Origin of the sequence: Paraburkholderia azotifigens (assembly GCF_007995085.1) — a bacterium.
Classification (GTDB): domain Bacteria; phylum Pseudomonadota; class Gammaproteobacteria; order Burkholderiales; family Burkholderiaceae; genus Paraburkholderia; species Paraburkholderia azotifigens.
Genome location: NZ_VOQS01000003.1, coordinates 192,151 through 218,709, shown reverse-complemented (window position 1 = coordinate 218,709; position 26,559 = coordinate 192,151). Strand labels below are relative to the sequence as shown.

22 protein-coding genes and 1 pseudogene are annotated in these 26,559 nt (G+C 58.1%); 19 read left to right on the top strand and 4 right to left on the bottom strand.

What is annotated here, in order from left to right; all coding sequences use genetic code 11:
- Positions 1 to 102: 102 nt before the first annotated feature.
- From FRZ40_RS18120 to FRZ40_RS18080, 8 genes are all read left to right on the top strand, one after another.
- On the top strand, positions 103 to 354 hold the full coding sequence (locus FRZ40_RS18120; RefSeq protein WP_054927153.1) for a hypothetical protein: 252 nt from the start codon (positions 103 to 105) through the stop codon (positions 352 to 354).
- A gap of 101 nt (positions 355 to 455) precedes the next feature.
- Positions 456 to 1,487 carry an alpha/beta fold hydrolase gene (locus FRZ40_RS18115; protein ID WP_054927152.1) on the top strand — a complete coding sequence of 344 codons (1,032 nt, stop codon included), beginning with the start codon at positions 456 to 458 and terminating at the stop codon, positions 1,485 to 1,487.
- 93 nt (positions 1,488 to 1,580) lie between these two features.
- A complete protein-coding gene (locus tag FRZ40_RS18110) occupies positions 1,581 to 2,075 on the top strand; it encodes a YciE/YciF ferroxidase family protein (RefSeq protein WP_007589686.1) in 495 nt (164 codons plus the stop codon).
- A gap of 69 nt (positions 2,076 to 2,144) precedes the next feature.
- Positions 2,145 to 2,717 carry a TIGR01841 family phasin gene (gene phaP, locus FRZ40_RS18105; protein ID WP_147235062.1) on the top strand — a complete coding sequence of 191 codons (573 nt, stop codon included), beginning with the start codon at positions 2,145 to 2,147 and terminating at the stop codon, positions 2,715 to 2,717.
- Positions 2,718 to 2,825: 108 nt separating this feature from the next.
- Positions 2,826 to 3,926: an extracellular catalytic domain type 1 short-chain-length polyhydroxyalkanoate depolymerase gene (locus FRZ40_RS18100; protein ID WP_240057221.1), complete on the top strand. Its 1,101-nt coding sequence runs from the start codon at positions 2,826 to 2,828 to the stop codon at positions 3,924 to 3,926.
- 239 nt (positions 3,927 to 4,165) lie between these two features.
- Entirely contained in the window at positions 4,166 to 4,546 is a 381-nt protein-coding gene (locus FRZ40_RS18095) for a response regulator (protein ID WP_052426848.1), read from the top strand.
- Between the two features lie 267 nt (positions 4,547 to 4,813).
- The gene (locus FRZ40_RS18090; protein WP_147235061.1) at positions 4,814 to 6,031 is read left to right on the top strand and encodes a DUF2252 family protein; all 1,218 of its coding nucleotides are present in this window, start codon (positions 4,814 to 4,816) and stop codon (positions 6,029 to 6,031) included.
- A gap of 1,025 nt (positions 6,032 to 7,056) precedes the next feature.
- Positions 7,057 to 8,145: a glycosyltransferase family 4 protein gene (locus FRZ40_RS18080; protein WP_147236727.1), complete on the top strand. Its 1,089-nt coding sequence runs from the start codon at positions 7,057 to 7,059 to the stop codon at positions 8,143 to 8,145.
- 302 nt (positions 8,146 to 8,447) lie between these two features.
- Here FRZ40_RS18080 and FRZ40_RS18075 read toward each other — a convergent pair whose 3' ends face one another.
- Complete coding sequence (locus FRZ40_RS18075) at positions 8,448 to 9,392, bottom strand: DNA-binding protein (protein ID WP_147235060.1); 945 nt, start codon at positions 9,390 to 9,392, stop codon at positions 8,448 to 8,450.
- Between the two features lie 166 nt (positions 9,393 to 9,558).
- Between FRZ40_RS18075 and FRZ40_RS18070 the strand changes: the two genes are divergently transcribed.
- The 9 genes from FRZ40_RS18070 to FRZ40_RS18030 all read left to right on the top strand — a co-directional run bounded on the left by FRZ40_RS18070 (position 9,559) and on the right by FRZ40_RS18030 (position 17,743).
- Positions 9,559 to 10,722: a tyrosine-type recombinase/integrase gene (locus FRZ40_RS18070; RefSeq protein WP_147235058.1), complete on the top strand. Its 1,164-nt coding sequence runs from the start codon at positions 9,559 to 9,561 to the stop codon at positions 10,720 to 10,722.
- Between the two features lie 374 nt (positions 10,723 to 11,096).
- On the top strand, positions 11,097 to 12,311 hold the full coding sequence (locus tag FRZ40_RS18065; RefSeq protein ID WP_147235056.1) for an ABC-three component system protein: 1,215 nt from the start codon (positions 11,097 to 11,099) through the stop codon (positions 12,309 to 12,311).
- A complete protein-coding gene (locus FRZ40_RS18060) occupies positions 12,308 to 12,823 on the top strand; it encodes a three component ABC system middle component (protein ID WP_147235054.1) in 516 nt (171 codons plus the stop codon). The genes FRZ40_RS18065 and FRZ40_RS18060 overlap by 4 nt, the downstream gene beginning before the upstream one ends.
- 71 nt (positions 12,824 to 12,894) lie before the next feature.
- Entirely contained in the window at positions 12,895 to 14,766 is a 1,872-nt protein-coding gene (locus FRZ40_RS18055) for a DUF3732 domain-containing protein (protein ID WP_158647019.1), read from the top strand.
- A 150-nt stretch (positions 14,767 to 14,916) separates the two neighbouring features.
- Entirely contained in the window at positions 14,917 to 15,330 is a 414-nt protein-coding gene (locus FRZ40_RS18050) for a hypothetical protein (RefSeq protein ID WP_147235050.1), read from the top strand.
- The gene (locus FRZ40_RS46160; RefSeq protein WP_147235049.1) at positions 15,279 to 15,842 is read left to right on the top strand and encodes a toll/interleukin-1 receptor domain-containing protein; all 564 of its coding nucleotides are present in this window, start codon (positions 15,279 to 15,281) and stop codon (positions 15,840 to 15,842) included. Before FRZ40_RS18050 ends, FRZ40_RS46160 begins: the two co-directional genes overlap by 52 nt.
- Positions 15,843 to 16,106: 264 nt before the next feature.
- On the top strand, positions 16,107 to 16,562 hold the full coding sequence (locus FRZ40_RS18040; protein ID WP_147235048.1) for a hypothetical protein: 456 nt from the start codon (positions 16,107 to 16,109) through the stop codon (positions 16,560 to 16,562).
- Between the two features lie 2 nt (positions 16,563 to 16,564).
- A complete protein-coding gene (locus FRZ40_RS18035; RefSeq protein ID WP_158647018.1) occupies positions 16,565 to 17,209 on the top strand; it encodes an RES family NAD+ phosphorylase in 645 nt (214 codons plus the stop codon).
- 177 nt (positions 17,210 to 17,386) lie between these two features.
- Complete coding sequence (locus tag FRZ40_RS18030) at positions 17,387 to 17,743, top strand: hypothetical protein (RefSeq protein ID WP_147235046.1); 357 nt, start codon at positions 17,387 to 17,389, stop codon at positions 17,741 to 17,743.
- 142 nt (positions 17,744 to 17,885) lie between these two features.
- On the opposite strand, the pseudogene FRZ40_RS18025 reads toward FRZ40_RS18030, so the two are convergent.
- A pseudogene (locus tag FRZ40_RS18025) lies at positions 17,886 to 18,987 on the bottom strand (IS5 family transposase).
- A 159-nt stretch (positions 18,988 to 19,146) separates the two neighbouring features.
- Between FRZ40_RS18025 and FRZ40_RS18020 the strand changes: the two are divergent.
- A complete protein-coding gene (locus FRZ40_RS18020) occupies positions 19,147 to 20,841 on the top strand; it encodes an NACHT domain-containing protein (protein ID WP_147235045.1) in 1,695 nt (564 codons plus the stop codon).
- Between the two features lie 392 nt (positions 20,842 to 21,233).
- A complete protein-coding gene (locus tag FRZ40_RS18015) occupies positions 21,234 to 21,479 on the top strand; it encodes a helix-turn-helix domain-containing protein (protein WP_147235044.1) in 246 nt (81 codons plus the stop codon).
- Between the two features lie 665 nt (positions 21,480 to 22,144).
- Here the strand turns inward: FRZ40_RS18015 and FRZ40_RS18010 are convergent.
- Entirely contained in the window at positions 22,145 to 24,688 is a 2,544-nt protein-coding gene (locus tag FRZ40_RS18010; protein ID WP_147235043.1) for an adenosylcobalamin-dependent ribonucleoside-diphosphate reductase, read from the bottom strand.
- A gap of 356 nt (positions 24,689 to 25,044) precedes the next feature.
- Positions 25,045 to 25,998 (bottom strand): IS5 family transposase, encoded by a 954-nt coding sequence (locus tag FRZ40_RS18005; RefSeq protein WP_147235042.1) that lies wholly within the window; start codon positions 25,996 to 25,998, stop codon positions 25,045 to 25,047.
- Positions 25,999 to 26,559: the final 561 nt, after the last annotated feature.

Below are 26,559 nucleotides of genomic sequence, written 5' to 3'. Positions count from 1 at the left end.
TTGCCGTGGTTGCGGGCACTTTCCGGTTGAAAAGGAAGTTGTCGCTCTTGCGGTACAGCGATTGCGCTTACATGAGAGCAACAAACTTTCGAGGAGTGAACCATGACGCACACACCTGTTGAACAACGCGCACCGGACGAAAAGCCCGATGACGCTGTTGACCAGACCATCGAAGACACCTTCCCTGCAAGCGATGCACCGGCGACGGGCGGGGCGACGCGGATCGAAGATGAGGGAGATAGTGACCTGCCCGGCATCGATCCGGATGAAGACGTCACCGAGGAAGACACTCCCGGTGAGCCGTCACCTGGCGATGTTCCACCCGACGAGGCTGCACCTCAAGGGAAGAAGTGAAGCAGTGCGCGGCCACGCCAGACGCGGTCGCGCTAATCTCATCAAGCGCCGCTTTTCGGGAATGCTGATCTTTCTTACCTGTAGCTTCTACACGAGACGTCATGCCCACTTCTTTCAGTAAAGCCGGTTTATCTCGCGGCACATTCGGAGCGGTCGCAGCCACGGCGGTCGCAGGTGCAGCCACCGCGCTGTGGGTTTCGCATCGGGCACGAAAAGCCGAGCGCGATAATCCACCCGTAGGCCGCTTTATCGAAGTGGACGGTATTCGACTCCACCTTATCGACAAAGGGAACGGGCCAGCTGTCGTGTTGCTGCACGGGAACACCGTCCAGTTACAGGATTTCATCGCCTGCGGCTTGATTGACCGATTGGCCGAACATCACCGGGTGATCGCATTCGACCGCCCGGGATTCGGACACAGCGAGCGTCCGCGAGATCGCCTCTGGACCGCACAAGCCCAGGCTGCCGTCATACAGCAAGCGCTCATGCAGCTCGATGTGACGCGATCGGTCGTGGTGGGACACTCGTGGGGCACACTGGTCGCACTCGGCCTTGCAACGGGATCTCCGGCGGATGTCAGGGGCCTCGTGTTGATTTCGGGCTATTACTATCCTTCGGCCCGCATGGATGTCGCGTTGGCGGCACCGGCAGCGCTTCCGCTGTTGGGCGACGCGTTGCGTTACACGGTTTCGCCGCTAACCGGTCGTGTCATGCTACGACGCAGCGTGGAGGCGATGTTCGCGCCTGCGCCGATGCCCGACAGGTTTTTCGATGTCGTGCCCCGTGAAATGTTGTTACGTCCCGTACAGATCAGGGCAGCGGCAGAAGACGCCGCGTTCATGATCCCGTCCACAGCACATCTTCACGCGCATTACGCCGCACTGAAAATGCCCGTGAGTATCTTTGCCGGCGAAGGCGACAAAATCGTCGCCCCCGAAGCGCAGTCTGTCCGGCTGCATCGAGATCTGCCACACAGCGACCTGACAGTGCTGCCCGGAGCGGGGCATATGGTCCATTACGCGCTGGCTGATGAAATCACCAATGCGATTGATCGTATGAGCGCCGGTCCACATACGAAACATCTTGAATCCTGCATGTCCGTGGACGACGTTCCACTGACGATTGCCGATTAAGCGGTTCTCTTTCGCTCCTGATTTCACGCTGAGATCAAGAGCACGCTGCGCTCATCCTGAGTGCAGTTCCGAAATTCAACTCAAGGAACAGTCATGCCTACGAAGACCCTGAAGGATCTGTTTATCCATTCGCTATCGGATATCTATAGCGCCGAGAAACAGATGACGAAGTCTCTGCCCAAGATGGCACGCGCGTCGAGCAGCCCGGATCTCAGGGCCGCATTTGAGAAACACCTCGAAGAGACGCTGGGGCAGGTTCAACGGATCGATCAGATCGTCGAGACGAGTGGAATCAAGCTCAAGCGCGTCAAGTGCGTCGCGATGGAAGGTCTTGTCGAGGAAGGGCAGGAGCAAATAGACGAGATCGACAAAGGCCCTGTCCTCGATACCGCGCTTATCGCCGCCGCTCAAAAGGTTGAGCACTATGAAATCGCCTCCTACGGTTCGCTGATCGCACTGGGCAAGCAGCTGGGAGAAGCAGAGGCGGTGAAGCTGCTGGCTGAAACGTTGAAGGAAGAGAAGGCGACGGACGAGGCGCTTTCGTTGCTGGCAGAAGAGAAGGTGGCAGCAGAAGCAATGGGCAAGTAACCGTCGATGCGGCTCCGCCCGCATCTGACACCTATCAAGCGATCCTTTTATCCCAACAAGGAGTATCAAATGTTCTTTTATTCGCCGCAGCAGATTGCGGAACTCAATAAAGCCAGTTATCAGTCATTCGTCAATCTGACCGGAAAATACATGAACGGACTTCAGGAGCTCGCGGAACTGAACGTTCAAACAATCAGGACAATCATTGAAGAGAGCAACAATTTTCCGAAGGACAATGTCACTGAAAACGTCGGCGATCTTCCGCAATGGCAATCAAGCATGCTGACCCAGCTTCCCGGGAAAGCGGCTTCCTATAATCGCCATCTACACACCATCATTCTGTCGACAGGCGCTGAAGTCGCGCGCGAGCTCCAACGCCAGTACGAAAGTCGTGGTGGACAGGTCAACGCGATTTTCATGGAGGCGATAGAAAAGGCGAACGCGGCGTCGACAAGAACGGCTGAAACCCTGGAGAACACTATTGCAAAGTCAGCGCAGGACATGGTAGGCACCACCGTTAAAGACGCAGTAGAAAGCGCTTCATCGGATGCCGTTTCGCAAACAGCGAAGGCGACGGGCGACTTCATGGCCGGGGGCGAAGCGATGCTGCCCCAGCCCAATAAATCCGGCAACAAGCGCTAAACGACAGATCTTTCCCGTGCAGGATCTGGATGCAAGCAAACAAGACCCGCTGAAGGCGGGTTTATTTTGCAAGCATGCGATTCGCGACCGCTGACCGACAAGAACATCATGAATAATTCCAACCCGTTTCTATTCGCGCAGGATTTTACACTCGCGCTTTTTGTACGAGGCCCCGTGGACGCGACTACAAAATTCTTTTGCGCAATGATGCCAGAGCACGCTTCGGCGGATCCGGAGCCGTCTCACTGCGATGGGCAATGCGCAGATTCAGCGGCAATGCCATCGCTGACGAGGGTGCCGGCCGAGTCCATATGGCTGCAGAAGACGTTTCGGGGAAAGATGGGATCGCGAAACTACAAAGTTTATGTTCCGACATCGTACCGACGCGAACCTCTCCCGATGATCGTCATGCTTCACGGCGCCAACCAGGATCCTGACGATTTCGCCGCCGGGACGAGGATGAACGGTCTCGCCGAAGCGGCGCGATACATCGTCGTTTATCCGGAGCAACCGCAAAGCGCCAATGCCGCGAGATGCTGGAACTGGTTTCGGCCGGGCGATCAGATTCGCGAGTCGGGCGAAGCGGCGCTCATTGCCGAGCTCACTCGCGAGGTGATGTCCACGTATAACGCGGATTCCACCCGCATTTACGTGGCCGGCATGTCGGCCGGCGGCGCAATGGCAGTCAATCTTGCCGTCACTTATCCCGATCTTTACGCAGCCGCCGGGATCCACTCGGGGTTACCCTACGGGATTGCGAATGACGCATTTTCCGCCATGTCTGTCATGAATCACGGGTCAACCGATTTTCAGTTTGAATTGTTGCGGAAGGAATCGGAGCAACGCGCCTATAGACCTCTGATCGCCTTCCATGGAGATCAGGATAATGTCGTGCATCCCCGCAATTGTGACGATTTGATACGCATGAACTGCACCTTCGCAGTCTCAACACAAAGCGCGTCCCGTCAAATTTCGACGGTTGCGACAGAGGACGGGATCTATGGCCATACGCGCAGTCTTTCATACGACGACGAGGGCGGGGTCGTAGGAGAACAATGGATTATTCATGGTCTCGACCATGCATGGTCCGGCGGCGATAGTGGAGGAAGCTATACCGACGGTAACGGACCTGATGCATCTCGCGAAATGCTTCGCTTCTTCGATTCGATCAGTCTCAATACAAGGGGGGACCGGGAGGTCTCAGCCTGATCGAATGGTCGGCGTCGTTTTCACTTCTCAACATATTTCGGTCAGGCCTAATCGCTAGCGACGCCTTTCTGCCGCCGCGATGCGGCACAACGATTGCGGTTTGATACACGTATTGCAAGAACTCGCAGTCGCTTGGCGTGAGACACCTGAGGCAGCGCGCACCGAGATCGACTGCGTTGTCGTAGCAGCCATAAAGTCCGGACCACGTCGTCCATGACCGCGAGGCCGGGGTAAATAACATGCAGACCGAAATCGTGGCAAACCTTCTTCTGGTCGACGATGATGCAGAAAACCTGGCGTCGCTGCAGCTGGCGCTCGAAAGTGACGGTCATCACGTAAGCATTGCTGGCGACGCATCGCGGGCGATGGAAATGCTGATGAGCGAACCGATTGAGCTCGTCGTAACAGACTATGAAATGCCCGGCATGAACGGTGCTGAATTCTGTCGTCAGGTGCGCGCGCAACCTGCGCATCGTGATCTGCCCATCGTGATGCTGTCCGCAGGTCCCGAACCCGTCTGCGTCCTACGTTGCTGGACGCTTTTTTTTCGCAAGCCCGCACCTTTCGAGCGTCTCACGGCAGCCATCTGGGCTCAGATTGCCGGGCGCAGTATCCCGTAGACGATTTGCGACGTACGGAAGCCTGAAAGTAGGGGCTGGCGCCCATTTCATTGATGCGCGACAGATGTAGTCGGTTAGGGAGGCGGAATGAAAAATTGGATGCTGGCGTATCAGGTTGTTGTCTGGCTGAGCGCGGCCTTGTTTTCGATAGCGGGTTGGCTTTGAATCGTGACGCACGTTTTCCGGCAATCATGAAAGTTCATCGCTCCTGTCCCGACATGCGCGGCGAGCGCGAATGTCCCTACTTTCCGGAATCGTGGTAAAGCAATGCGCAAGCCTCTGAAACCGAAAGTCCCACGCCATGCGCGCCGGCAGGACGTATTGACGGCCAGACGCAATGTGAAGATGGCCAGCTCTACGCACGCCTACGTGCGCGGCAACACGATCAAATTCTATGACTGGTTGAAGGAAGCGGAAATTCGGGGATTGCCTGAAGGTCCTGCCATCTGGATCAGTGGTGACCGCCACACAGGCAATCGTGGCCCGATAGCGAACTCTCAGGGGAAAATCGAAGTTCAGATTCGCGACCTCGATCAAACCGTCATCGGTAACCCCGTGCATGATCTCGTTCGCCTCGGATTGTCTTTGGCGACCGCCGCGCGAGGGTCGGCACTTCCTGGCATTACCACCATCAACATGATCGAGGCGCTCTTCGAGGGGTATTTGCAACCGTTCTCGAAAGAGACGGCCTCGCAGGAGCCTGGCGAGAGACCAGAGGTGGTGCGTGTAGTGATGCGTGAGGCCGTGCGACGCACGTGGAAGCATCTTGCGCGCGAGAGACTGGACGATATGCAGCCCACGATACCTTTCGGCAATCGTTTCTGGCCAATCAGCCAGAAAGAGCGAGCCGAAATCGAATCGCTTTTTCAGATACATACTCTGGCAGAACTCGCTACGGGTTTGCGCGGGCGTCCAGACACGGGCGATGTGACGGTGCTCGATGCCGCATACTGGGTCAAGGGTTGCAGTTCGCTCGGACGACTCCGCTACGCGGTTCTTCTCGATGTGGATGGTGGTGCGATAGAGGGTGACGACCTGTGCCTGATAGATATCAAGGAAGGTGTGCAGGCAGCTGCTCCGCATTACGCGGACGCGGTGATGCCCAGAGACAACGCGGAGCGAGTCGTTGAGGGCGCCCGCCACCTGTCGCCTCATCTCGGCGAACGTATGCGTTCGGCGACTCTCCAGGATCGACCGGTCGTGCTGCGCGAGCTATTGCCACAAGATCTGAAGCTGGAGATCGAGCAGATCGGACCGAAAGAAGCCATGGAGGTCGCGCGTTACCTGGCCCTCGTGGTGGGCCATGCGCACGCACGACAAATGAGCCACGCTGATCGCAAGCGCTGGATCTCCGAGTTGCGACGTACAAAATCAAAATCAATCGAAGCACCCACGTGGCTGTGGAAAAGCGTTGTCGACCTCGTGGGTAGCCACGAGGTCGGCTACCTCGAACATTGCCGACGGTACGCTCTGGATGCGGGCTGATTTGGCGCTGGCAATGCGTACCGTGCTGAAGTCGGGCTGAATGGGTCATACAACGCAACCGGGTGATGCGGCATGTCAGGCCTCTTTTTTTCCCCACTGCGCCCCCGGGAGCAGCCGTTGCGCTACAAACATCACATCACGCTCCTCTTTCGCGAAATTCGGGTTCGAAAGCCTATCTGGGCGGTTGTTGGCAGACGTTCGACGCGCGCGCAACAATGCGCCGCGAACTGGCCGTGTCTATGAATTGAACCGGCAGGAATGCGGGGTGCGCTTTCGTTCTATATCTCTCGCATATCGGCGATCACCTGGAAAAGGAGCAGTTATGCAAACCCAGTCCTGTGCGCCGTATCGCGGATTCACAATTGACGTCCGGGTCATGGCGAACAACGTTGTTTCACTCAATGGCAAGGAGCTTCGGTACTCCGTCTCCTGGTCGATTCTTTCGTCAGGCTTGCCCGCAACGGCAGTCACCAGCCTCCCGCAACAGCTTGATTTCTTGTCACGTGAAGAAGCATTTTCATATGCGGAGCGGCGGGCACACACTTTCATCGACGGTTGCCTATACGCTCCAGACATTGAATCAATCGCGTCGGTAACGTAGATCTGTTGATGTCCACGGAGAATTGACCCAAAAGCACCGAAGCCCGTGATGTGCACCGACGCATCCGCGGCGGGCACACGAGCGACTGTTTCGCGAAGGCCATGGCAACGCAGCCAGTTGGACGGCGGGTACGGGCCAACGAAAACTGCGAGTGCCGTTGTGACAATAATCCAGCCCCCCGAGCCAAGGCCAAAGCCCTGCAACGGATGCGGTTTGGAAAGAGGGGCGAGCAGTGGCGCACCGATAGCCGCGTCGAGCGCACTCATGAAACATTTACGGTTTGGGAACGCCGCATGCTGGATTCGAGCACGTTCGCCAAGGCACTGGCGTCGCGGACTTACGCAGGGTTATGACAGAAAACAGCGTCAGGTTTGCCTTGGTCGCCCGCGTGCTCGCCGATATCGGTTTGCAATGGAGTCGCCCAATGCGTATCGCACAGATCGCGCCTTTAGACGAGGCAGTACCCCCTGCGCTTTATGGAGGAACAGAAAGAGTAGTTTCGTATTTGACGGAAGCCCTGATCGACCTCGGCCATGATGTCACGTTGTTCGCGAGTGGCGACTCGCGCACCCGGGCACACCTCGAGGTAGCGTGGCCGCAGTCGCTACGTTCCGATCCGTCAGTTTGCGATCCGCTTGCGCCGCACCTCGTGATGCTTGAACAGGTTCGTCGCAAAGCTCCCGACTTTGACATACTGCATTTCCATCTCAGCTACTTGCCGTTCCCGGTCTTCTCGCAGCTTGGTACACCGTTCCTGACCACATTGCACGGCCGTCTCGATCTGCCGGAACTGCGGCCAGTGTTCGATGTATTTTCCGAGGCACCGGTAGTGTCAATCTCCGAGTCGCAGCGGGCGCCGCTTCCCAGCGCAAACTGGCTTGATACGATCCCCCACGGGGTGCCAGCGTCGCTGCTGACGCCGCTGCCGCACGTGCAGCCAACGTATCTGGCCTTCTTGGGCCGGATCAGTCCGGAAAAGCGCGCTGATCTGGCTATCGAAATTGCCGGCCGGGCCGGTATGCTTCTCAAGATTGCCGCGAAAGTGGACAAGGCTGACGAAGCCTATTTCCGCAGCGTAATCGAGCCGCTGCTGGCGCAGCCTCACGTCGACTTCCTCGGCGAGATAAATGAGGCCGAGAAACCCGCGTTCCTGTCAGGCGCCCGTGCGCTGCTGTTTCCCATTGACTGGCCCGAACCCTTCGGTCTGGCGATGATAGAGGCGATGGCGTGTGGCACGCCCGTTATCGCGTTCAATCGCGGTTCGACAGCGGAAGTGGTTGAGCACGGCGTGACCGGATACATTGTGGGCGATGTAACCGAAGCAGTGCGCGCAGTGGCGCAACTCGATGGTCTTTCGCGTAGCAGCGTGCGGGATCAGTTCGAAAATCGCTTCACATCCAGGACGATGGCGCTGCGATACCTCGATGTCTACACGGGCTTGACCGTGGCCCGTCACCCGCCGTTGCTTCGGGCCGTCGCGGGAGTCGGACACGACGGTGTCTTGGAGCCATGAACCTTTTGGAGATGGCCTAGCCGGTTGCGGTTGGAAAGTAGCGGATGATCTGGCCCCAAAACGTTGCTAATTGTTATTATGTGCAACCTGAGGCAGTGTCTTGGAAGCTTGACTTATTCGACGTCGGCTTGATACTCGAGGAGTTGTACGTGACAGGGTTGAGAAAGTCCCACCTCGCGAACCGCCCTGTTGTGCCGCGAACACTGGAGTGGTTACGGGAGGGCGTTACGCGCGAGGTGGTAATCCATGGCCAGAGTGGACTATGCGACTCGGCATACTCCCCTCTCGCACAATGAGATGCGTCACCGAAGAGGTCTGTTTCGACGGGACGGCAACGACTTTCCGCTCGCCCTCATTTGCCCGTGTAGTAACGCCATCTGCTGAGCCAGCGTATCGCGTTCGAGGCGTAGCTGATGCGCCTCTTCGGTTACACGATCGAGTAGCTTTTCGTGCCGCTCGGCAAGGCGCCTCTGCTCGGCGGCATCCGCGGACGTCCGCTCGACGTCGCCGACCAGTCGCTCATTGCGTTTGCGTATCTCTGATAGTACGGACTCGGCCCTTCGTTGCGATTCTCGTGCGTCCTCTGTCTGCAGCATGACGTGTTTCTGGACTGCCTCCAGTCGGGAAGTTGCCTGAATGACCTCTGCACGCAATGCAGCCTCATGCTCCATGTGTTCGAGCCGTAAAGTTTCGAGTTCGCGGATATGGGTCAGTCGCGTCTCGCGAAGCGCCTGCTCCGATCGCGCGCTCGCGGCGTCGCGGTCGGCAATGGCGGCTTCGGCCTGCCGCAGTGCCGCGTCCCGCCCGCTTTGCGCCTGCGCAAGGTCGGTCAACACGGCAGCGAGTCTCGCGTGCTGCTCGTCGGCCTGAACACGCAGGCTCCGCATTTCAGCCTGAAGCGCTGCATTTGCAGTCTCGAGCGAAGCGATCTGCGTGGTCGCGGTCGCTGCTTCCATTTCGATTTCTTCGCTGCGTCGCGCGAAGACCTGTTCGCCCTGCACAACTGCAAGCGCCCATAACGACAGCATGGCGTCGGCAACTGCAGGCGGCAGCGCTGCGCTGAGCGCGTCGTTGCGCGCCTGCTCGTCCTTCCACAGCTTCAGTTCGTCATTGATGGTGGTGCGGCTACCCTGACGAATTTCCGCATAGATGAGGTCGACAGTGATTTCGTGTGAGGGGCGGCCAGAGGCGACCAAGCGGGCAGCGGTTTCACGCGTGCGAAGGCGGGTATCACTGACGCGGCTCATGGCGGATCTCCGGTCGCATAAGGCGAATCTTCGTAGAAACCCAATTGTATATCATCGTATTACGTTATATGCGTAACGATATCAGAACAAAATTTGTGATAACGCCTATAATCACAAGTTTCTATCGTGTACCCTGCCGAAAGCCCCATTCAAAACGCGTCACACCATGAATCTGCCCGCCATCGCCTCTCAATCGCCCGAACCGGCGCTGTCGATCGCGCTGCCTGCGGCCCTCGACGGGCGCAACGGCAACAATCGTGCACGCGGCGGTCACCTGCAGATCGCGGCCGACACGGACGTGGAGGCCGTGCGCCTGTGGCTCGCCGAATATGCGGGTTCGCCGCACACCCTGCGCAGCTATCGCAAGGAGGCGGTGCGGCTGCTGCTGTGGGCCACCCAGGCGCTGGGCAAGCCGGTCTCGAGCCTTACGCGCGAGGACTTCCTGGTGTACGAGCAGTTTCTCGCAGCGCCCGCGGGCGACTGGGTCGATCCGGCCCGGCCGCGACGCGGCCGCACCCGCCGGCTCATTGACGGGCCGCTGTCCGAGCGCAGCCGGCATCAGGCGCTCGGCATCGTGTCCGGCCTGCTGTCCTATCTGGTCAGTGCCGGCTATCTGGCCGGCAATCCGCTCGCACTGCGCCGCCGGACGGGCGCGGCCGCGAGGCGCACGCATCGGGTCGAACGGTATCTGGATCACGCGCTCTGGGATCACGTGCTGGCCAGCGTCGAGCAGTGGCCGCGGGTCACCGCGCGTGATCAGCAACACCATGAGCGCAGCCGCTGGCTGATCCGCCTGCTGTACCACACGGGGCTGCGGGTGTCGGAAGCGGCGAACGCGAAAATGGCCGATTTCTACCAGCGTCGGGGCAAGTGGTGGCTGCACGTGATCGGCAAGGGCGGCAGCGAAGGCGAGGTGCCGGTGAGCTCGGCGCTGATGGCTGACCTTGCCCGGTACCGGGTCTTTCATCGGCTCGCACCGACGCCGTCGGGCAGCGAGACGGCGGCCGCAGTGATGAGTGTGGTGGGCGATCCGCACAAACACCTGACCCCGGCAGCCGTCTATCTGATCGTCAAGGAAGTGTTCCGACGGGCCGCCGATATGCTTGCGACGGACGATCCGGCAGGTGCCACGACACTGCGCCGCGCTTCGACCCATTGGCTTCGTCATAGCGCGGCGACCCATCAGGCCGATGCCGGTACCGACCTGCGCTTCATCCAGAAAAACATGCGTCATGCATCGATCCAGACGACTGGCATCTATCTGCATGCCGAAGATGACCGGCGGCACGCTGAGACGGTGCGCGAACTCGAACAGGCTGACCCTCTGTAACACATAAACATAATGTGAGAGAATCGCTCCGCTATTTCAAAAACATAAGAAACCGAGGGGCAACATGGCGGGTGAGAGCGCCTATCTCTGCTTCGACAAAATCCGACGCACGAGTCGAGAGTTTTCCGCTGTCGCATGCAAGCCGCACGGCCGATGGGTTGTTGCGGAATCGGGTGCATGCCAGATGCGAGACTGGGGTGATTACCTCCCGCCGATTTGCCGGCCGGTGCTCAACATGCAAGTGGCGGCGAACCACCACCCCTGCTTTATGTCACGGCCTCCGCGAGGTCTGTTGCGCTCTTGCTGGGGAGTGGGCATCCACAACGCGTTGAGTGATCGCGCGTAACTGGCGGGCACTCCAGGAGCCAACAAACGTGAAGCAGACTAGCGTCAGTGCGTTCAACGCCGGGCCGTCGATGCTCGGATATCTGTATCAGGTGCGGCTTGCGCTGGTGTGGGCAATCAGAAAAAGCCGGATAGCAGACTTCGTCGTCAGAATTGAAGTACTCGATGACGTCAGTTTTCACGTCGACGGTGATCCTGTTGCGGTGTTGCAAACGAAACATGCTCTGAATACCGCCGCGAGCCTTGGTGACCTAAGCGCCGAGCTCTGGAAGACCTTACGCGTTTGGCTGGTCGGTTCTTCGTCCGGTGAGATCCCGGTAGCCGTCTCGCATTTCCTGATCACGACGTCCACCGTCTCGGAAGGAACGGTATGTGAGGCACTGTCCTGCAACCAGTCGAAGCGGAACGTGGACACTGCAGCGAAGCTCTTGAAGCACGCCGCCGCTACGTCAACGAACGAAGAACTTTCGGACATCTTCAATGCCTATCTCGCCTTGGAGGACAGCGCGAGAAGGGCGCTCCTCGAGAACATCTTCGTGGTGCCAGCGCAGCCGAACGTGGACGAAATCACTGACCAGTTGCAGTCAGAGCTTTACCATGTCTCGCTCCATCACCATGAAATGGCTGTCCAGATGCTTGAGGGCTGGTGGCTGCGCCGCGTGGTCCACGGACTCGTAAGTGCAGATGAGGGCATTAGCCGTGCCGAAATGGATGCACAGATTCTTGAAATACAGGAATCGTTGAAGCCTGATTCATTACCTATTGATCACGAGATCGATGCGCTGATGGTCGCGCTCGATTCCTTGCCAGAGTTTGCTGACCGCCCGTTCTACAAGCAGGTCGAACTGGTTGGCGGCAGCAGGTCCCGCATCCACAATGCGATCACCAGTTACTTGCAGGCATTCCGTCAGAGATCCCTCTGGACCCGTCATGATCTGCTTTTTGAGACTGATCTGAAGCAGTACGAAACACGGCTGCTTCGCGAGTGGGAACTTATCCGCTCCCAGGTTTGTGATGAACTGCAAGAGACCGCAGGCGAAGAAGAGATGATGCGGGCAGGCCGGGCAATTCTGAAGTGGGCGGAAGACGGACTGGTGCCTATCAAGAAAGGCGTGAGTGTTCCGTGGGTATGCCGCGGGTCTTTGCATATGCTTGCCGACGAGCGACGGCTTGGCTGGCATCCCGATTTTGCGGGGCGTCTGGAAGCACTTCTCGACCTGCACGTCGAGGGTAGTACGTCATGACATCATGGCATGAGCGAACGATTGAGCAGCGCAATCTCCTGAATCCTGCATTCTGTGCCGTTGTCTTGTGGCACATTGCGCTCGGATACAGGGAGGAGGCGCTCTCCACGGGATCGGGCGAAAGCGGTTTGCCGCTGGAACTTTCGTTTGTGGGTGCAAGCCTCGTGCTTCGTGGCCAGACGCGCTCGAAGCTGCCCGGCACCATCAGAACCTCTCTCATCGCCTGGCTTCAGGATAATCCGCTTGAGCGATCCACGATCGCAAAAGGAGTCGAGATATTGCGCCCCTACGTGAGGGAAGCAATCATTTTTGGCGTTCATCACGGGGCGCTTATGACGGCCGGGCCGAACCTGGCTCCGATTGGCAGCGCAAAAAAGAAAATGACGACCTATGTGAAACACGCGAGTCCTGATGTGCAGGATTGCGCCCGCCGGGGCCAGTTTGTGGGCCGCTGGCTACAGAAAAACGGAACATCCGGTACCACGCTTGCGCTTTTGGGACTTCAGCGATGATTCAGATAAGAGCGATCGTCTCATATAGCCATGACGGCCGTCACCGGGTTTTGCCATTGGAGCCCGGAAAGGTGAACATCATCTCCGGCGACTCGCGCACGGGCAAATCTGCAATCCTCGGCGTAATCGACTATTGCTTCGGCTCATCCACGCTCGATGTTCCGGAGGGAATCATCCGGCGGGGCGCCGCATGGTTTGGTCTTTTATTGCAGACAACCCACGGGCAGACGTTTATCGCGCGGAAGCTGCCGGCGGCTAACGGCAAATCGAGCGAGGCAGTTTTCATCAAGATTGGCCAATCGCTCGATATTCCGCAAGCCGCCGAACTTCGGCAGACCACAAATTCCGCCGGACTGGCGGCGATGCTAGCGTCTTGGGTGGGCATAACGGACTATCTGCACGAGCCGCCGGCAGGACACTCACGTCCGCCGCTGTCCGCGACCTTCAATCACGCGCTTACGTTTTGCTTCCAGTCACAAAACGAGATTGGCCAGAAGGGCGTCCTGTTTCACGGTGCTAGCGATCGCTTCGTGGCCCAGGCGATCAAGGACACGTTGCCATACTTTCTTGGCGCCGTTACAGACGAATACATTCGGAACCAGCAATTGCTGAAGCAGGTCCGCGCCGAAATCCGGCAACTCGAAAAGCGGCTGGCCGAAGCGTCCGCAATCGTCGGCGACGGCGTGAGTCGTGCTGACACCCTGCTGGCAGAGGCTAAATCGGTCGGGCTATCCGACCTCGCGGATGACGCTTCGTGGGCCGACAAAGTGGAAGTCCTAAGACGGATACAGAACTCTCCGATTGCTCCACCTGTTGCGGATGGTGATGATCAGGCCGAATTCAATCGACTGACACAAAAACGTACCGAGTTAACGCAGGCGCAACGTGCTATCCAGGCTGCAATAGACAGGGCACGCGCGTTTGAAGGCAACTCCCGCGGATTCGCCAAGGAAGCCGCTGAGCATGTCGCCCGGTTGGACGCCATCTCCGTTTTCGAACCCTCAGCTCAGGATCATGCGTGTCCATTGTGCCAGCAGGATCTTCCGGCAGCGTCAGCCGCGCCGTCAATCGGTGAACTGCGTACAGCAAAGGACACGATCGGAGAGCGCGGCGGCGCGATGGATTCGGCGACGCCACGCATTGAATCCGCAATTGTTGAGATTGAACAAAAACTCATCGAAAACCGTCGCGATTTGGAGGCGAATCGCGAGTTGCTCGGCTCCATCAAGCGATCAAGCAAGCGACTACAGCTCGCGTCGGACACGGAGGCTCGTCAGGCCCTAGTTGTTGGACGTATCAGCCTGTACGTCGAAAACATTCCGGAGATGCCCGACGTAAGTGAGCAACGCAACAAGCTTGCAAAGCTCAGAGAGCTGGAACTGGAGCTCTACGAAGCCGTCAGTACCGACGCCATCCAGGAACGTCTGGAGTCGTGTCTATCCAACGTCAATCGCAGTCTTTCCGACTACGCTGAACGTGTAGACCTCGAATACTCTGATAGTCCGCTGCGCCTCGACCCGAGGGCGCTGACCATTGTTGCAGACACACCGAATCGGCCGATCCCGATGCGAGAAATTGGCAGCGGAGAGAACCACGTTGGCTACCACATCGTTGCGCATCTTGCCCTGCACAAGTGGTTCGCGGAGCGAAAGCGTCCCGTTCCCTCATTTCTTCTGCTCGATCAGCTTTCGCAGGCGCATTTCTCTCCTGATGCCGAACAGCGCGAAAATTTGGATCCTACCAAAATCGATACCGACCGGAAGGCCGTCAAAGCCCTTTACAAGTTGATATTCGACGTGATCGAAAAAGAGGAAGGCCGCTTCCAGATCATTATTACGGATCATCCTGACTTCAGCGATGATCCACGGTTTCAGGCGGCTGTGCGCGAGCGTTGGCGAAATGGGGTCAAGCTTATCCCGCAAGACTGGCCGCTATCGAACTAGCAATCCATTTCCAGCTTCGTGCGTTTGTCGCGCTGCTTTGCTCGGCCCTCGCTTATGCCGGCTGTGGGTCGCGCAAGGTTCGCGCACCCGGATACGAAGCAACCATAACTCGGCTCAGGGTTGTAAGTAGAATGTCTATGAGAGGCGCCCATGCAAAACCAATACTACAATCTGCTGATGTCCGGTAATGACGAAGCTTGGACCGGTACATCGTGGACGATGGGCTACGACCGGGTCTTCGAATACACGCACGATAGCGTGAAGCAACGTTTCAGCATTTCGGACGAGAGTGCTCTCGATGCGCTGATATCACTCCCCACCCTATTTGCATACGAGAAGTATGTTCAGGCACCGGCCCGGGTCGGCAGGATTACCGGACTGATGCGTAGGCAGTCAGAGTTTGGCTTGACGTTTGCGCTCGATCCTGCCGTACCCGGAATACCACCAGACATTTTCGCTGGCCTGTGGGGCGCACTGGACATCGAGTCAAAGTGGGAGGTTAACCGCACCCATTGGGCGGTCAAGAATGTCGATCTCGGTCACGTTCTACACGTGCAGGCATAACATCCACCGCGACGCTTGCGCCGCAAGCGCGACCTCCACGTGTCTTCGTCTCGTATTCGTGGGATTCGCCGGAGCATCGTACGTGGGTCGCGCAGCTGGCGACTTCACTGCGGCGCGATGGCATCGATATCGTCCTTGATCAGTGGCATCTTGGACTTGGCGAGGAACTGAGCTCATTTATGGTCCGCGGTGTCCGCGAAAGTGATCGCGTGCTTGTTATCGCGACCGAGCAATATGTGCGTAGGGGATACGAACGACAGGGAGGGGTGGGCTACGAACAGATGCTCGTAAGCAGCCATATCGTGCGCGACATTGGAACGAATAAATTCATTCCCGTTGTGCGTCGATCTTCTGCTGGCGAAGCTTTCGTCCCGCCAGATCTGCAGGGACGAAGATATGTGGACCTGACCGACGGGCCGGACGCGCAAAACGCGTACAGGGATCTGGTTCGGGAACTTCACAACGTTCCAATGCAGGTGCCGCCGCTGGGCCCTCGTCCAGCTTCATTTTGAGCGTCCCAGTTCATCAATCTGTGTATTTGTGGATCGCGTAGTGACGCTTCGTGGCGACAGCGCTTAGCATTCAAATCGGAATGCCTCTGGTCAGATGAGTGATTTAAGAGCTACTTCTGGCGGGCGGCGCACAATCAACTAGTAAATAGGTCTACGTATGCCCGAGTCGTCCGTTTCAACGCTATGCGAACACTGCTGTGCTGAAAACGACCTGAAGCGTGAGCTAATTTTTCGAGGTGTTGCAAGCCACGACGAGTGCGAGGTTTGCAGAAAGTCAGGGGGCGTCGATTGCCCGCGGACGATCCGACGATTCGACGTATCGTCCGTGCCTTGATACGACTGCACTTTTCGGAGTGGGAATATAACGGCCATTTAGGCGGTGATGAACTGCAAAGCCTGTTATACGCCAGTAAGCGCATCTTCGATCTGGACCCTGTAACTACGACGGAGCTTGATTTCGAGCAGCACCTCCTGAGCATTTGGGAGGACTGGTATCCCGAAAGCTCAAAGGATATTGAATTGGGCGGAGGGTATTGGAACGGAAATGCGTTATACGGCCTGAGCGCTGCATTGGACAGCGAGCTGGTTCAAGCTCTCCGTTTGGTATTCGAGAAGAATCATTTCGAGGTTGAAACGCGAATCAAGGAATTGCTGAATGCGGTAAAGGGTATGTGTCGTCACACATCGATCCGGGTACCGTTTTCCATCGTGCACGGATAGGTGTGAAGCAGCGCTTTACGCCGACGAGTGGGGATTTGGGGCGTGACGATCGATTCTTCGAGCCATACACCGGGACAGAAATTTCGGCACCGCCAGTGTTGGTCGCTAGTGAAGGACGATTAAATCGCCATCGGGAATCGATCCTTTATCTGGCGACGGACGAAGAAACAGCTGTAGCAGAGTTACGCCCGCATCCGGGACACCTCGTCTCGACAGCGCAATTCGTCAACGATCGACCGATACTTATTGCTGATTTCGCTCGATACGACATCCGTCTCTTCCTTAGCGATGACCGTTTGGAACTTCTACGCCGCATTCTGTCGTTCAGCGCCTTGCTGAACCTGCCGGTTCAACCGGAGAGAAAGGACTTCTATGCGCTGACTCAAACTCTTTGTGACGCGTTTCGTAACAGTGGATTCGAGGGCGTAGCTTTCCGAAGCAGTCTGGCAAAAGGAGTCAATGTCGCTTGCTTTGTTCCGGACAGCTTCTCAATTGTTGAAGGAAGCGAGCGTGTGGTCGAAGTCGAGTCACTCAACTACCGATTCCTTCACAAAAGAACCGTTGCTAGAGACGCCGATCCAGTCGATTTCGAAGTCGACACCGATCCACTGTCGACGCTCTACGATGGTTTGAGCCGAGCAGTTTGATTCTCGATGGTTACTTGTGAGCGGCATCGGATACATGCCGGAGAGAAATCTACCTGATTGGGTACACCTCGCTGAGGAAGGCTAGAGATCCGTTGCTGGCCATTTCCTAGCTTCCCCCTTATCGCTGTCTAGATGATGCGCTAAGAGTGCGCATACGTAAGCCCAAGAGGACAACAAGTGCTGGACCTCTCGAACATTTCAAACATAACGAGGACCGATCTGTGGCGAGAATTTGCGAAAATCGCCAGCGATCCCGACGTAAAGCTTCTGATTGCTGCTTTGACGGGTGCTATTGCGTCGGCCACAGCTGTGACAAAGGCGATTGTCTGGACGCGGAAGGCCGTGCTTGGCATGACGGCCACGAAGGCCGCAAGAGAGATGCTGGAGCGTACACAGGTCGTATCCTTCAGCAAAAACGAGATTCGCGACGCTATCAGCGGCTACGTCTGGCCAGACGCCAGCTCGATCGATCCTTCTGATGAGGCCGATCTCCGCAACGTTCCAGTGCAGGGTCAGCTTCTAGCAGGCTGCTGAAATACACCCGAGCTGAAGCGGCCTCGCTCCAATTACGCGGCTCTCGCCGCAAGATTTTTCACATTGTGCGAATTCAATGCGAATTCAATGTTCTTTTAAGCGTTTTGAGGCCATTTTCTGGTCTCATTTTCCGCGTTTACTTTCACGATGGACGGACCTCTGCCAAGGACCGCAGGCGCACGAGGTTGTAGGTCGCCATGTTCAACACGAACATCTGATCCACCTTCTTCAACCCGCGCACCATCGCCTGGCGCATGCGCCCTACGGTCTTCGCCCAGCCGAAGCCTTGTTCGATCAGCTTGCGCTTTTGCTGAGAAATGGCGTAGCCCACGCTCGAGGCAATCGTGTCGGCCACCGCCGAACGTCGCCCCGACTTGTTTTGCGCAACGTGCGGTGTGACCTTCATCTCGTGGCAGGCCTCGATGAATTCCTGTGCGTCGTAACCCTTGTCCGCACCCAGCGTGATCTCTGCGCTCGCATCCTTTACCGCTTGCCGCGCGTCGTTGATCATGATCTTGGCCGCTTCACGCTCGGCATGCCCGTCAGCGCGTGTCACGCGCGCGTTGACCACCAGGCCGTGCCGGTTATCGGTCAGTGTATGGCCCATGTACCGCAATTCGCTGGCCGTCTTGCCTTTGCGATAGAGCCGCGCATCAGGATCGGTGCTGGACTGATGCGTCTCGTTGCTGCGCTTGCTGCCTTTGAAGTCGTCCGCGCTGCCGCCGTCGTTGTCCTGATCGTCACCGTCCTTGCGAACGAAGCTCTTGTGCCCCGCCCACGCCTGGATCAGCGTGCCGTCGACGCTGAAGTGTTCGCCCGAGAGCAGATCCTTCTTCCCAGCGATGGCCACCACTTCGTTGAAGAATTCGATGATCGCGTCGTGCTTGATCAATCGCTCGCGATTCTTGGTGAAGACCGTGGGCACCCACACCTCGTCATCCATTGCCAGGCCGATGAACCAGCGAAAAAAGCAGGTTATATTGAACCTGCTCCATCAGCTGTCGCTCTGAGCGAACGCTGTAGAGGATCTGGATCAGCATGGCTCGCAGCAGCTTCTCTGGCGCAATGCTCGGCCGCCCGCCCTTTATGTCCGCTTCGTACATCCCGGCAAACAGTCGATCCATCTTCGCCAGCGCTTCGTTCGCCATCACGCGGATCGATCGCAACGGATGCGACTTCGGGACGAAGTCGTTCAGCTTTCGCAGGGAAAACAGACTCTCGGTGAACGTGTCGGCGCCGCGCATAATCTCCAGTGGGCAAGTGAGGGGCCTAATATCAACGCATCAGGGGCCTTCCGCGATGACGTAAGCCGCCGGTACTTCAGCAACCTGCTAGGCGCGATTCTGAAGCTAACGGATGCCGGGCGCGAACCCCTTCATCTGATACTTCTCGCCGATTCTGGCATGGGCAAGACTACGTTCTGCATTAATTTCTACGCCAGGTTCAGGAAATCACGAAAGATCGCGATCGTGCCACTTGGGCGCGCCAATGCGTTGGAAATCATTGCAGGAATTCCTACGCCTCACGAAACCACACTGTTCCTGGATGCGTTTGATGAAGACGCACTCGCAATCCGGGACAAGGAAGCGCGATTTGCCGAGTTGATGGAAAACGCTAGAAGCTTCCAGCACGTGATTGTCACTTGCAGATCGCAATTTTTTCTTCATGACGACGAGATCCCCTCTGGAAGTGGGATTATGCGCCTAGGTCCGAGAAAGGCGGGGGAGGGGCGAGAATACGCGATGCGCCGTCTCTACCTCGCCCCGTTCTCTGAGCGACAGATCAATCAATACATCCGATCTCATCTTCCTTGGTTCAAGTTGTCGGCGCTGCGCGCTCGCCTTCGGGCCAAGGAACTGATAGCGTCGATACCCGAACTGTCGGTGCGTCCTATGTTGCTTGCGTTAGTGCCCGACCTTGCTAAAGACGGGGCGACCGTTACTGAGATATTCGACCTATATGCCTACATGGTTGATAAATGGCTGGAGCGTGAAAGTGACTGGATAGACCAGGCGACGTTGCTTGCCATCTCGAAGAGCCTTGCAATTAGAGTTTATTTGCAGCAACAGGCCGGAGGCATGGACAGGCTCGCGCCCGAGGAATTGGCATCAATCGCCGACGCGTTTGGGAATAACACGGAAAGCTGGAAGTTAACGTCACGCTCATTGCTGAATCGCGATATAAGCGGATGCTACAAGTTCGCGCACCGCTCTATTCTTGAGTATCTGTTTGTTGCGGCAGCACTCGACGGCGTGAGCGAATGTTTTTCCGTTGCATGGACTGACCTGATGACGCAACTGCTTATCGGCCGGAACGCTGCCACCGAAGGCCGCGACGAGGCAGTTGCCTGTATCTTCTCCAGAGATGTATCGGCAACTCGCCTGCTACCGTTGCTCAAACGTGACGCTTATCCAACCCGTCTATCGAAATCCCAACTGACCGCAGTTGTCCAGTCCGGTGGCCTCGACGAAGCATCCACACGCATCAATGATCAGTGGTTCATGGACTCCTACAGAGCCACCGTAGACGACGAAGTTGTCACCCTCACCGATCTCGTTCGTGGTGTGACATGGCGGTTCCTTTCGTCAGTGCGGCAAGAGGATGACCTGACGGTCTATCTGGAACCTCTTTCTTCGATTGCGCGCGAAGTGACCAAGGAGCTAGGCCTGCTGAGACGACCAAACCTGACCAATCCGGTCGAATCGAAGCCCGCGCGCATGGGACGTCTTCCCTCGACGCTGGAGATGCTTTGGCTTTACCACTATCTCAGGGCTCATCGAGAAACCTCCGGTACTCAGTTTCGCGGACATTGGCTGCTGCAGAAGGGACTGCGCTTTTGGCTAGGCGATGCCGTGGAAGAAAGCACCTACCTCCTGTGCACATTCAACGAGAGTGACATTTCGGGTGACGTGACGAAGATTGCGGGTTACGGAGGCGAAGATGGAAAAGGCGGATTTGCCATTTATGAACTTCGACAGCGCCCGGGAAAGCAGTGGAACGCCGCGTTCGGCGCATTCACGATCAGAGTGCCTCGAGGTCTGGCGGACTGGGAGCGCATCGGAATGCTTGGTGCCACCAGCCTCGAAGACCAGATGTGAGGGCGCATCCGTTAGAAGGAGCTTTCCGTCTTCCTAGATGGAGCCCGCGCGCCGTATGCGGCTCGCCAGCCACGGTACGGCATTCGATGGATTGTGTGAATGTCCGTTCGAAACGGCGTGTCGGCGCGAGAAGTGTCCGTATTGACGGGGCGCGCAATGCGTTACGACAAATTGCAAATTCCCCGCATGCACCGACGAACGATGCGTAAGCCAACATGGAACAATGCGTTTTCGCCGCCGTCATGTGCCATCCTAAATAGCGCTTCTAGGCAGCAGAATTTCCCGGAGTCTATCGTCGAGTTCATCGTCGGATAGATGCTTAGGTATTATTGTTTTGCAAATGGGTCGTAAATGCCGTGGTCAAAAATGCATGATACATCGACCATCCGGGGATGCAACGAGTCTCCGGCAAAACCGACGATGCGGGCCACCTGGTGGCGATTGGCGCAGCACTGCGTCAGTATCGGCTCGACCACGGTTGGTCGCAGGAAGACCTGGCTTATGCGACCGGGATCGATCGGAGCCACATGGGGCGCATCGAACGGGGGGAGCGGAACCTCACGATCCTCAACCTTATCCGGATCGCCGACGCGCTCCAGTGCCCACCATCCAAGTTGTTGCGACTAGCAGGAATGTAAGCGGAAAGGATCGTTGAAGTGGACAGGCACGATTGCACTTCAATCTCCGTGTGACCGCGCGGAGTTAGATGCGCGAACGATAAATGCCCGCTACGACGCATTGTTCTTGCTCGCGCGATCTCAATATTTTCGTCAAGTGCCTTGACCCGATGTTTCTGGGATAGGGTGCTTTCGCTATTGCAGTTGTCCATTGCGATTGCTATTTGAGAATGGTGCTTTTCTCCATCTTCGGCCAGTCCTCCGGTTCCGCCAGCAGGAGGGCGAAACAAGCCACGCTATTGTTCGGTGGGTTTTAAGTCAGCGTGAAAGGTGGCCATGGGTGCATCGAACGCCGCCGTTCACGCTTTTGCCCTGCATAGTAACCATGGAGAATTCGCGGCGTTGAGCGGGGACCGCAGATTCGGCGACGCAAGCGGGTCGTGAGTCGGACTCCAGCAAAGTGATCCGATCTCTCGCGAAGCGGCGCGTGAAGGAAGTGTGAAGAGCGCCCGCCATCGATAATCGGCGGACGTTCAAGGAGAGGCGCTGGAACCTTGCATGAAATGCAAGGTTCCCATTATGTCGACCAATATATCAACTTATGCTGTCCGATATATCACCTTTTGCTGTCCATATATCAACTTATGGTGTCTCCCACACGCATATCAGGTAAAAACTGCGGCCGGCTATCCGCACGCACCGATTTCTCCGCACGCCGTACAAAAGTCGCAGCCGTCTTTGCGGATCACGGCATTGGCGCCGCAATTGCCGCATTTGCGCCCATGCATCGTGCGCAGTTCCTGTGCGCTGCGCGCTTCTTCCGCAGCGTCTTCAGCAATCGAAAGCGCGTTGCTCGCGGTCGATGCATCGAGGTTGGCCTCGCCGCGCGGCAGGCGTGCGAGCAGACGCGACGGCACCTGATTGCCTTCTGCATCGAGAAAGCCGCGACGGTGCAGGATCTGCTGCAGCGCGTAGGCGAGCGCGGCTACTTCCGAATCGTGCCAGCGCGGCGAACGATGCCCGTCCAGTCGCTGCACCTCGCCGAGCCTGACCTGTCCACGATCCCACGACACCTTGCGCAGGTCCTGCAGATTGCGCGCGACGAAGCCGCCTCGCGCAGCCAGCGACAGCGAGCGCATCGTCGCCGTGATCCATTGCTGCGACTCGTCGCGCTGACCGGCGGGAATGAAGAACTCGATGGGGCGTTCGATGGTCACTTCTTCGCCTCCGACACGCCCCGTGACCTCGATGAACGACACGGCCAGATACAGCGACTTCTTGCCCGCCGCCGTCAGGTACTCGACCTTCTCGATGATCGCGGGCAACTGGCCCTTGGGCCGATGATCGATGGCAATGCGCAGCGGGTCCAGATCGGCTTCCGCGAGCGCATCGTGGGCCATTGGCGCGGGTTCGGGCGTCACGCTCAGCACCGCGCCGAGCGTTTCGTTCGGGCGATAGGTCGCGAGTCCTTTCAGCCCGCCTTTCCATGCATCGAAATAGAGGTTTTCGAATGCGTCGAACGGATAGTCGGCGGGCACATTGACGGTCTTCGAAATGGACGTGTCGATGTACGGCTGGACGGCGGCCATCATGTCGAGGTGGTCGCGCGCCGACATTTCGAGCGCGCTGACGAAGTAGTCGGGCAGATGGCTCACATCGCCACCCAGTTCGCGATACAGACGGTACGCATGATCCTCGACGGCAAACTGCTCGCGGCTGCCGTCCGCCATCACCTTCATGCGCGTGTAGGTCCACGAGAACGCGGGCTCGATGCCGTTCGACGCGTTGTCGGCGAATGCGAGACTGACCGTGCCTGTCGGCGCGATGGAGAGCAGGTGGCTGTTGCGGATGCCGTGCGTGCGGATAGCCTCCTTGACGTCGTCGGGCAGGCGCGAAGCGAACGTGCCGTCTTCCAGATACTGCCTGGCGTCGAAGAGGGGAAACGCCCCGCGTTCGCGCGCGAGTTCGACGGATGCGCGATATGCTTCGTCGCGCATCAGCTTTGCGATGCGCACCGCGAAATCGCGGCCTTCCTGCGAGTTGTAGCGCAGGCCCATCATCACGAGCGTGTCGCCGAGGCCGGTGAACCCGACACCGATGCGCCGCTTCGCACGCGATTCGTCGTATTGCTGTTCGAGCGGCCAGAGCGTGACGTCGAGCACATCGTCGAGAAAGCGCACGTGAGTGCGCGTGCGTTGCGCGAGCGCGTCCCAGTCGAACGACGGCTTGCCGCCGTGGCGTTGTGCGAACGGATCGAGCACGAAGCGCGTCAGGTTCAGCGGTCCGAGATTGCAGCAGCCATAGGGCGGCAACGGTTGTTCGCCGCAGGGGTTGGTGGCGCGGATCGCTTCGACGGCGCGCAGATTGTTGTCGTCGTTCATGCGCGAGATGAACACGATGCCCGGTTCGGCGATGTCGTAGGTCGAACGCATGATGCGATCGAAGATCTCTTTCGCGCGCCGTTCGCTGTAGACCCACATGCCGTCGTCGCGTTGACGCACGTCGTTGGCCGCGCGCAGCGCGGGCGTGGGTTCCGCGCGATGCACGAGTTGCCACATCCCGTCGTTTTCGACGGCGCGCATGAATTCGTCGGTGACGGCGACGGACACGTTGAAGTTGTTCCAGCGGCCCTTCGAATGTTTGGCTTCGATGAATTCGGGCAGGTCGGGGTGCGTGCAGTCGAGCACGGCCATCTGCGCGCCGCGCCGGGAGCCCGCGCTTTCGACGGTGCGGCACGACGCGTCGAACACGTCGATATAGCTGCACGGCCCCGAGGCCGACGAACTGGTCGTTTTCACGCGCGCGCCGCGCGGACGGATCGCCGAGAAGTTGTAGCCGACGCCGCCGCCGCGGCGCATCGTTTCAGCTGCTTGCAACAACGCGACGTAGATGCCGGGCAGCCCCTGATCGTCGACGCCCTGAATGCTGTCGCCGACGGGCTGCACGAAACAGTTGATCAGCGTCGCCTGGATGCCCGCGCCTGCTGCGCTCATGATGCGGCCTGCGCCGAGCGCGCCGTTTTGCAGGTTCTCGACGAAGCGGGCTTCGATTGCGGGGCGCAGTGCTTCCGGTTCGGCCATCGCTACGCCGCGTGCGACGCGGCGGTAGACGTCATCGGCTGTGCGTTCTTCGCCTTTGGCGTATTTTTCCAGAAGCACGTCGAGGGAGAATTGCTGCGGCGCGATTGTCGTGGAGTTGAGTTGCGACAGGTCGTTGTCGGTGTCAGCCATGGGCTTTCTCAAGGATGGCGCGACGGTGTGGGCGTCGCAGGTAGGGTTCACCATAGCAAGGTTTGGGTTTCTTGTCTGCGACGTAGTCGCCATTCTGTTTTTTTTGCTTTTGGTTTTTGCTGCGCTGGCATCCGCGGTTTGCTTCTGGTTTATTAGCGTTGCCCCTGTGCGGGGCGGCACTTACTTTCTTTGCCGCCGCAAAGAAAGTAAGGGAAGGTCTGAACAACCCGTTTTCTGCCTGGGATCTCTAACTGGCACGCGCGGAGTGGAATTCGCGTCCTCATTCACGCTGTGTTGAACCGATGCCGGTCGCATCTTGCGCATGGACGCTGCGCCTTTGGGGGCGTCTTCACCCTTCATTTCGCTTTACCGAGCACCCCGCGAGCCAGCCAGAGATTGATCAGCGCGAACTGCGTTTCGATCTGCGCCGTGTTTTTCGCCAGTCCCCGATACCGCGCCTTCAGATAGCCGAACTGACATTTGAGCACCCGAAACGGGTGCTCAACCTTCGCCCGCACGCCCGCCTTGAGCCGCTCGACTTTCTCGTAGATTCTGTCGAGCCGCTTGCTTTTGTCCAGCTTTCTTCGCTTGCTCGGCCTCATCGCCACGTGCCACTGGACCGCCCCCGTTTCGCCTCGCTTCTCGATGCCCACGTAGCCCGCATCGGCAAACGCAACCTGCTCGTCGCCGTGCAACAGTTCATGCGCCACCGTGACGTCGTGAACATTCGCCGGCGTGCACTTCACGGTATGCACCAGCCCCGACTCCACATCGACTCCGATGTGCGCCTTCATACCGAAGTACCAGCTGCCGCCCTTTTGCGTCTGGCTCATCTCGGGGTCTCGCGTGCCGGCCTTCTTCGTCGAACTGGGTGCCGAAATCAGCGTTGCGTCGACCGCCGAGCCCACCTTGAGCATCAGGCCCTTCGCCTGCAGGATCTCGTTGACCGTCGCCAGCATTCTGGCCGACAGCTCATGGGCCTCAAGCAGGTGCCGGAATCGCAGGATCGTGCTCTCGTCAGGCAGCCGCGTCATACCCGTGCCCAGCAGCGCGAACTCCCGGTACAGCGGTATGTCGTGCAGCGCCTCCTCCATCGCCGGGTCCGAGAGACTGAACCATTGTTGCAGGAAGTGAATGCGCAACATCGTTGCGACTGGGAACGGTGGGCGGCCGGTCTTGCCTTTCGGATAGTGCGGTTCGACGAGCGCTATCAGCTTCTGCCACGGCACCACGCGCGTCATCTCATCGAGAAACTCGCGCTTGCGGGTGCGCTTCGTTGACAGATCCAGACCAAGACCAAGTTGTGTCATCACGCCACTCCATGAATTCTCCTGATCCCAGGATAGTCCAACCTCACGTCAACGCCAGGACTTTTGCAGAGATTCCTAAAGCAAAGAAAGCGGGCTCACCCCGCCAATCCTAGTTGTTGCCTGCGGGCCCTCCACGGGTCTCGCACTCCAGACGGCAACACGCTATTTGTTGCTCGTTGCCAGCTTGCTGGCTCACGCCTCACCCGCTTCGCATGCCCGCGTCACGGAACGCGTTACCAGGAAGTCCACGGCCGCCCAGGTGGCAAACGGTGTGTAGGCTGTCGCGATGGAAGTGCACCACTCCGGACTGACAAGCGGGATCGGTGTCGTAGAAGCGCGAACGCGTAAGGTGCGACAAGCTACACACCGTTTGCCACCTGGGCGGCGCAGACGATTCGCTGCCGCTGGCTGCGCTACGGGTGACTGAAGTGGGTGATGCGCCTGTTAGAGGCGCTGGCAACACACATGAAATAGCGTGTTGCCGTGCGGAGTGCGGGACCCGTGGGGGCCCGCAGGCAAACACAAGGATTGGCGGTGTGAGCGGCTTTCTTTTGCCTACTT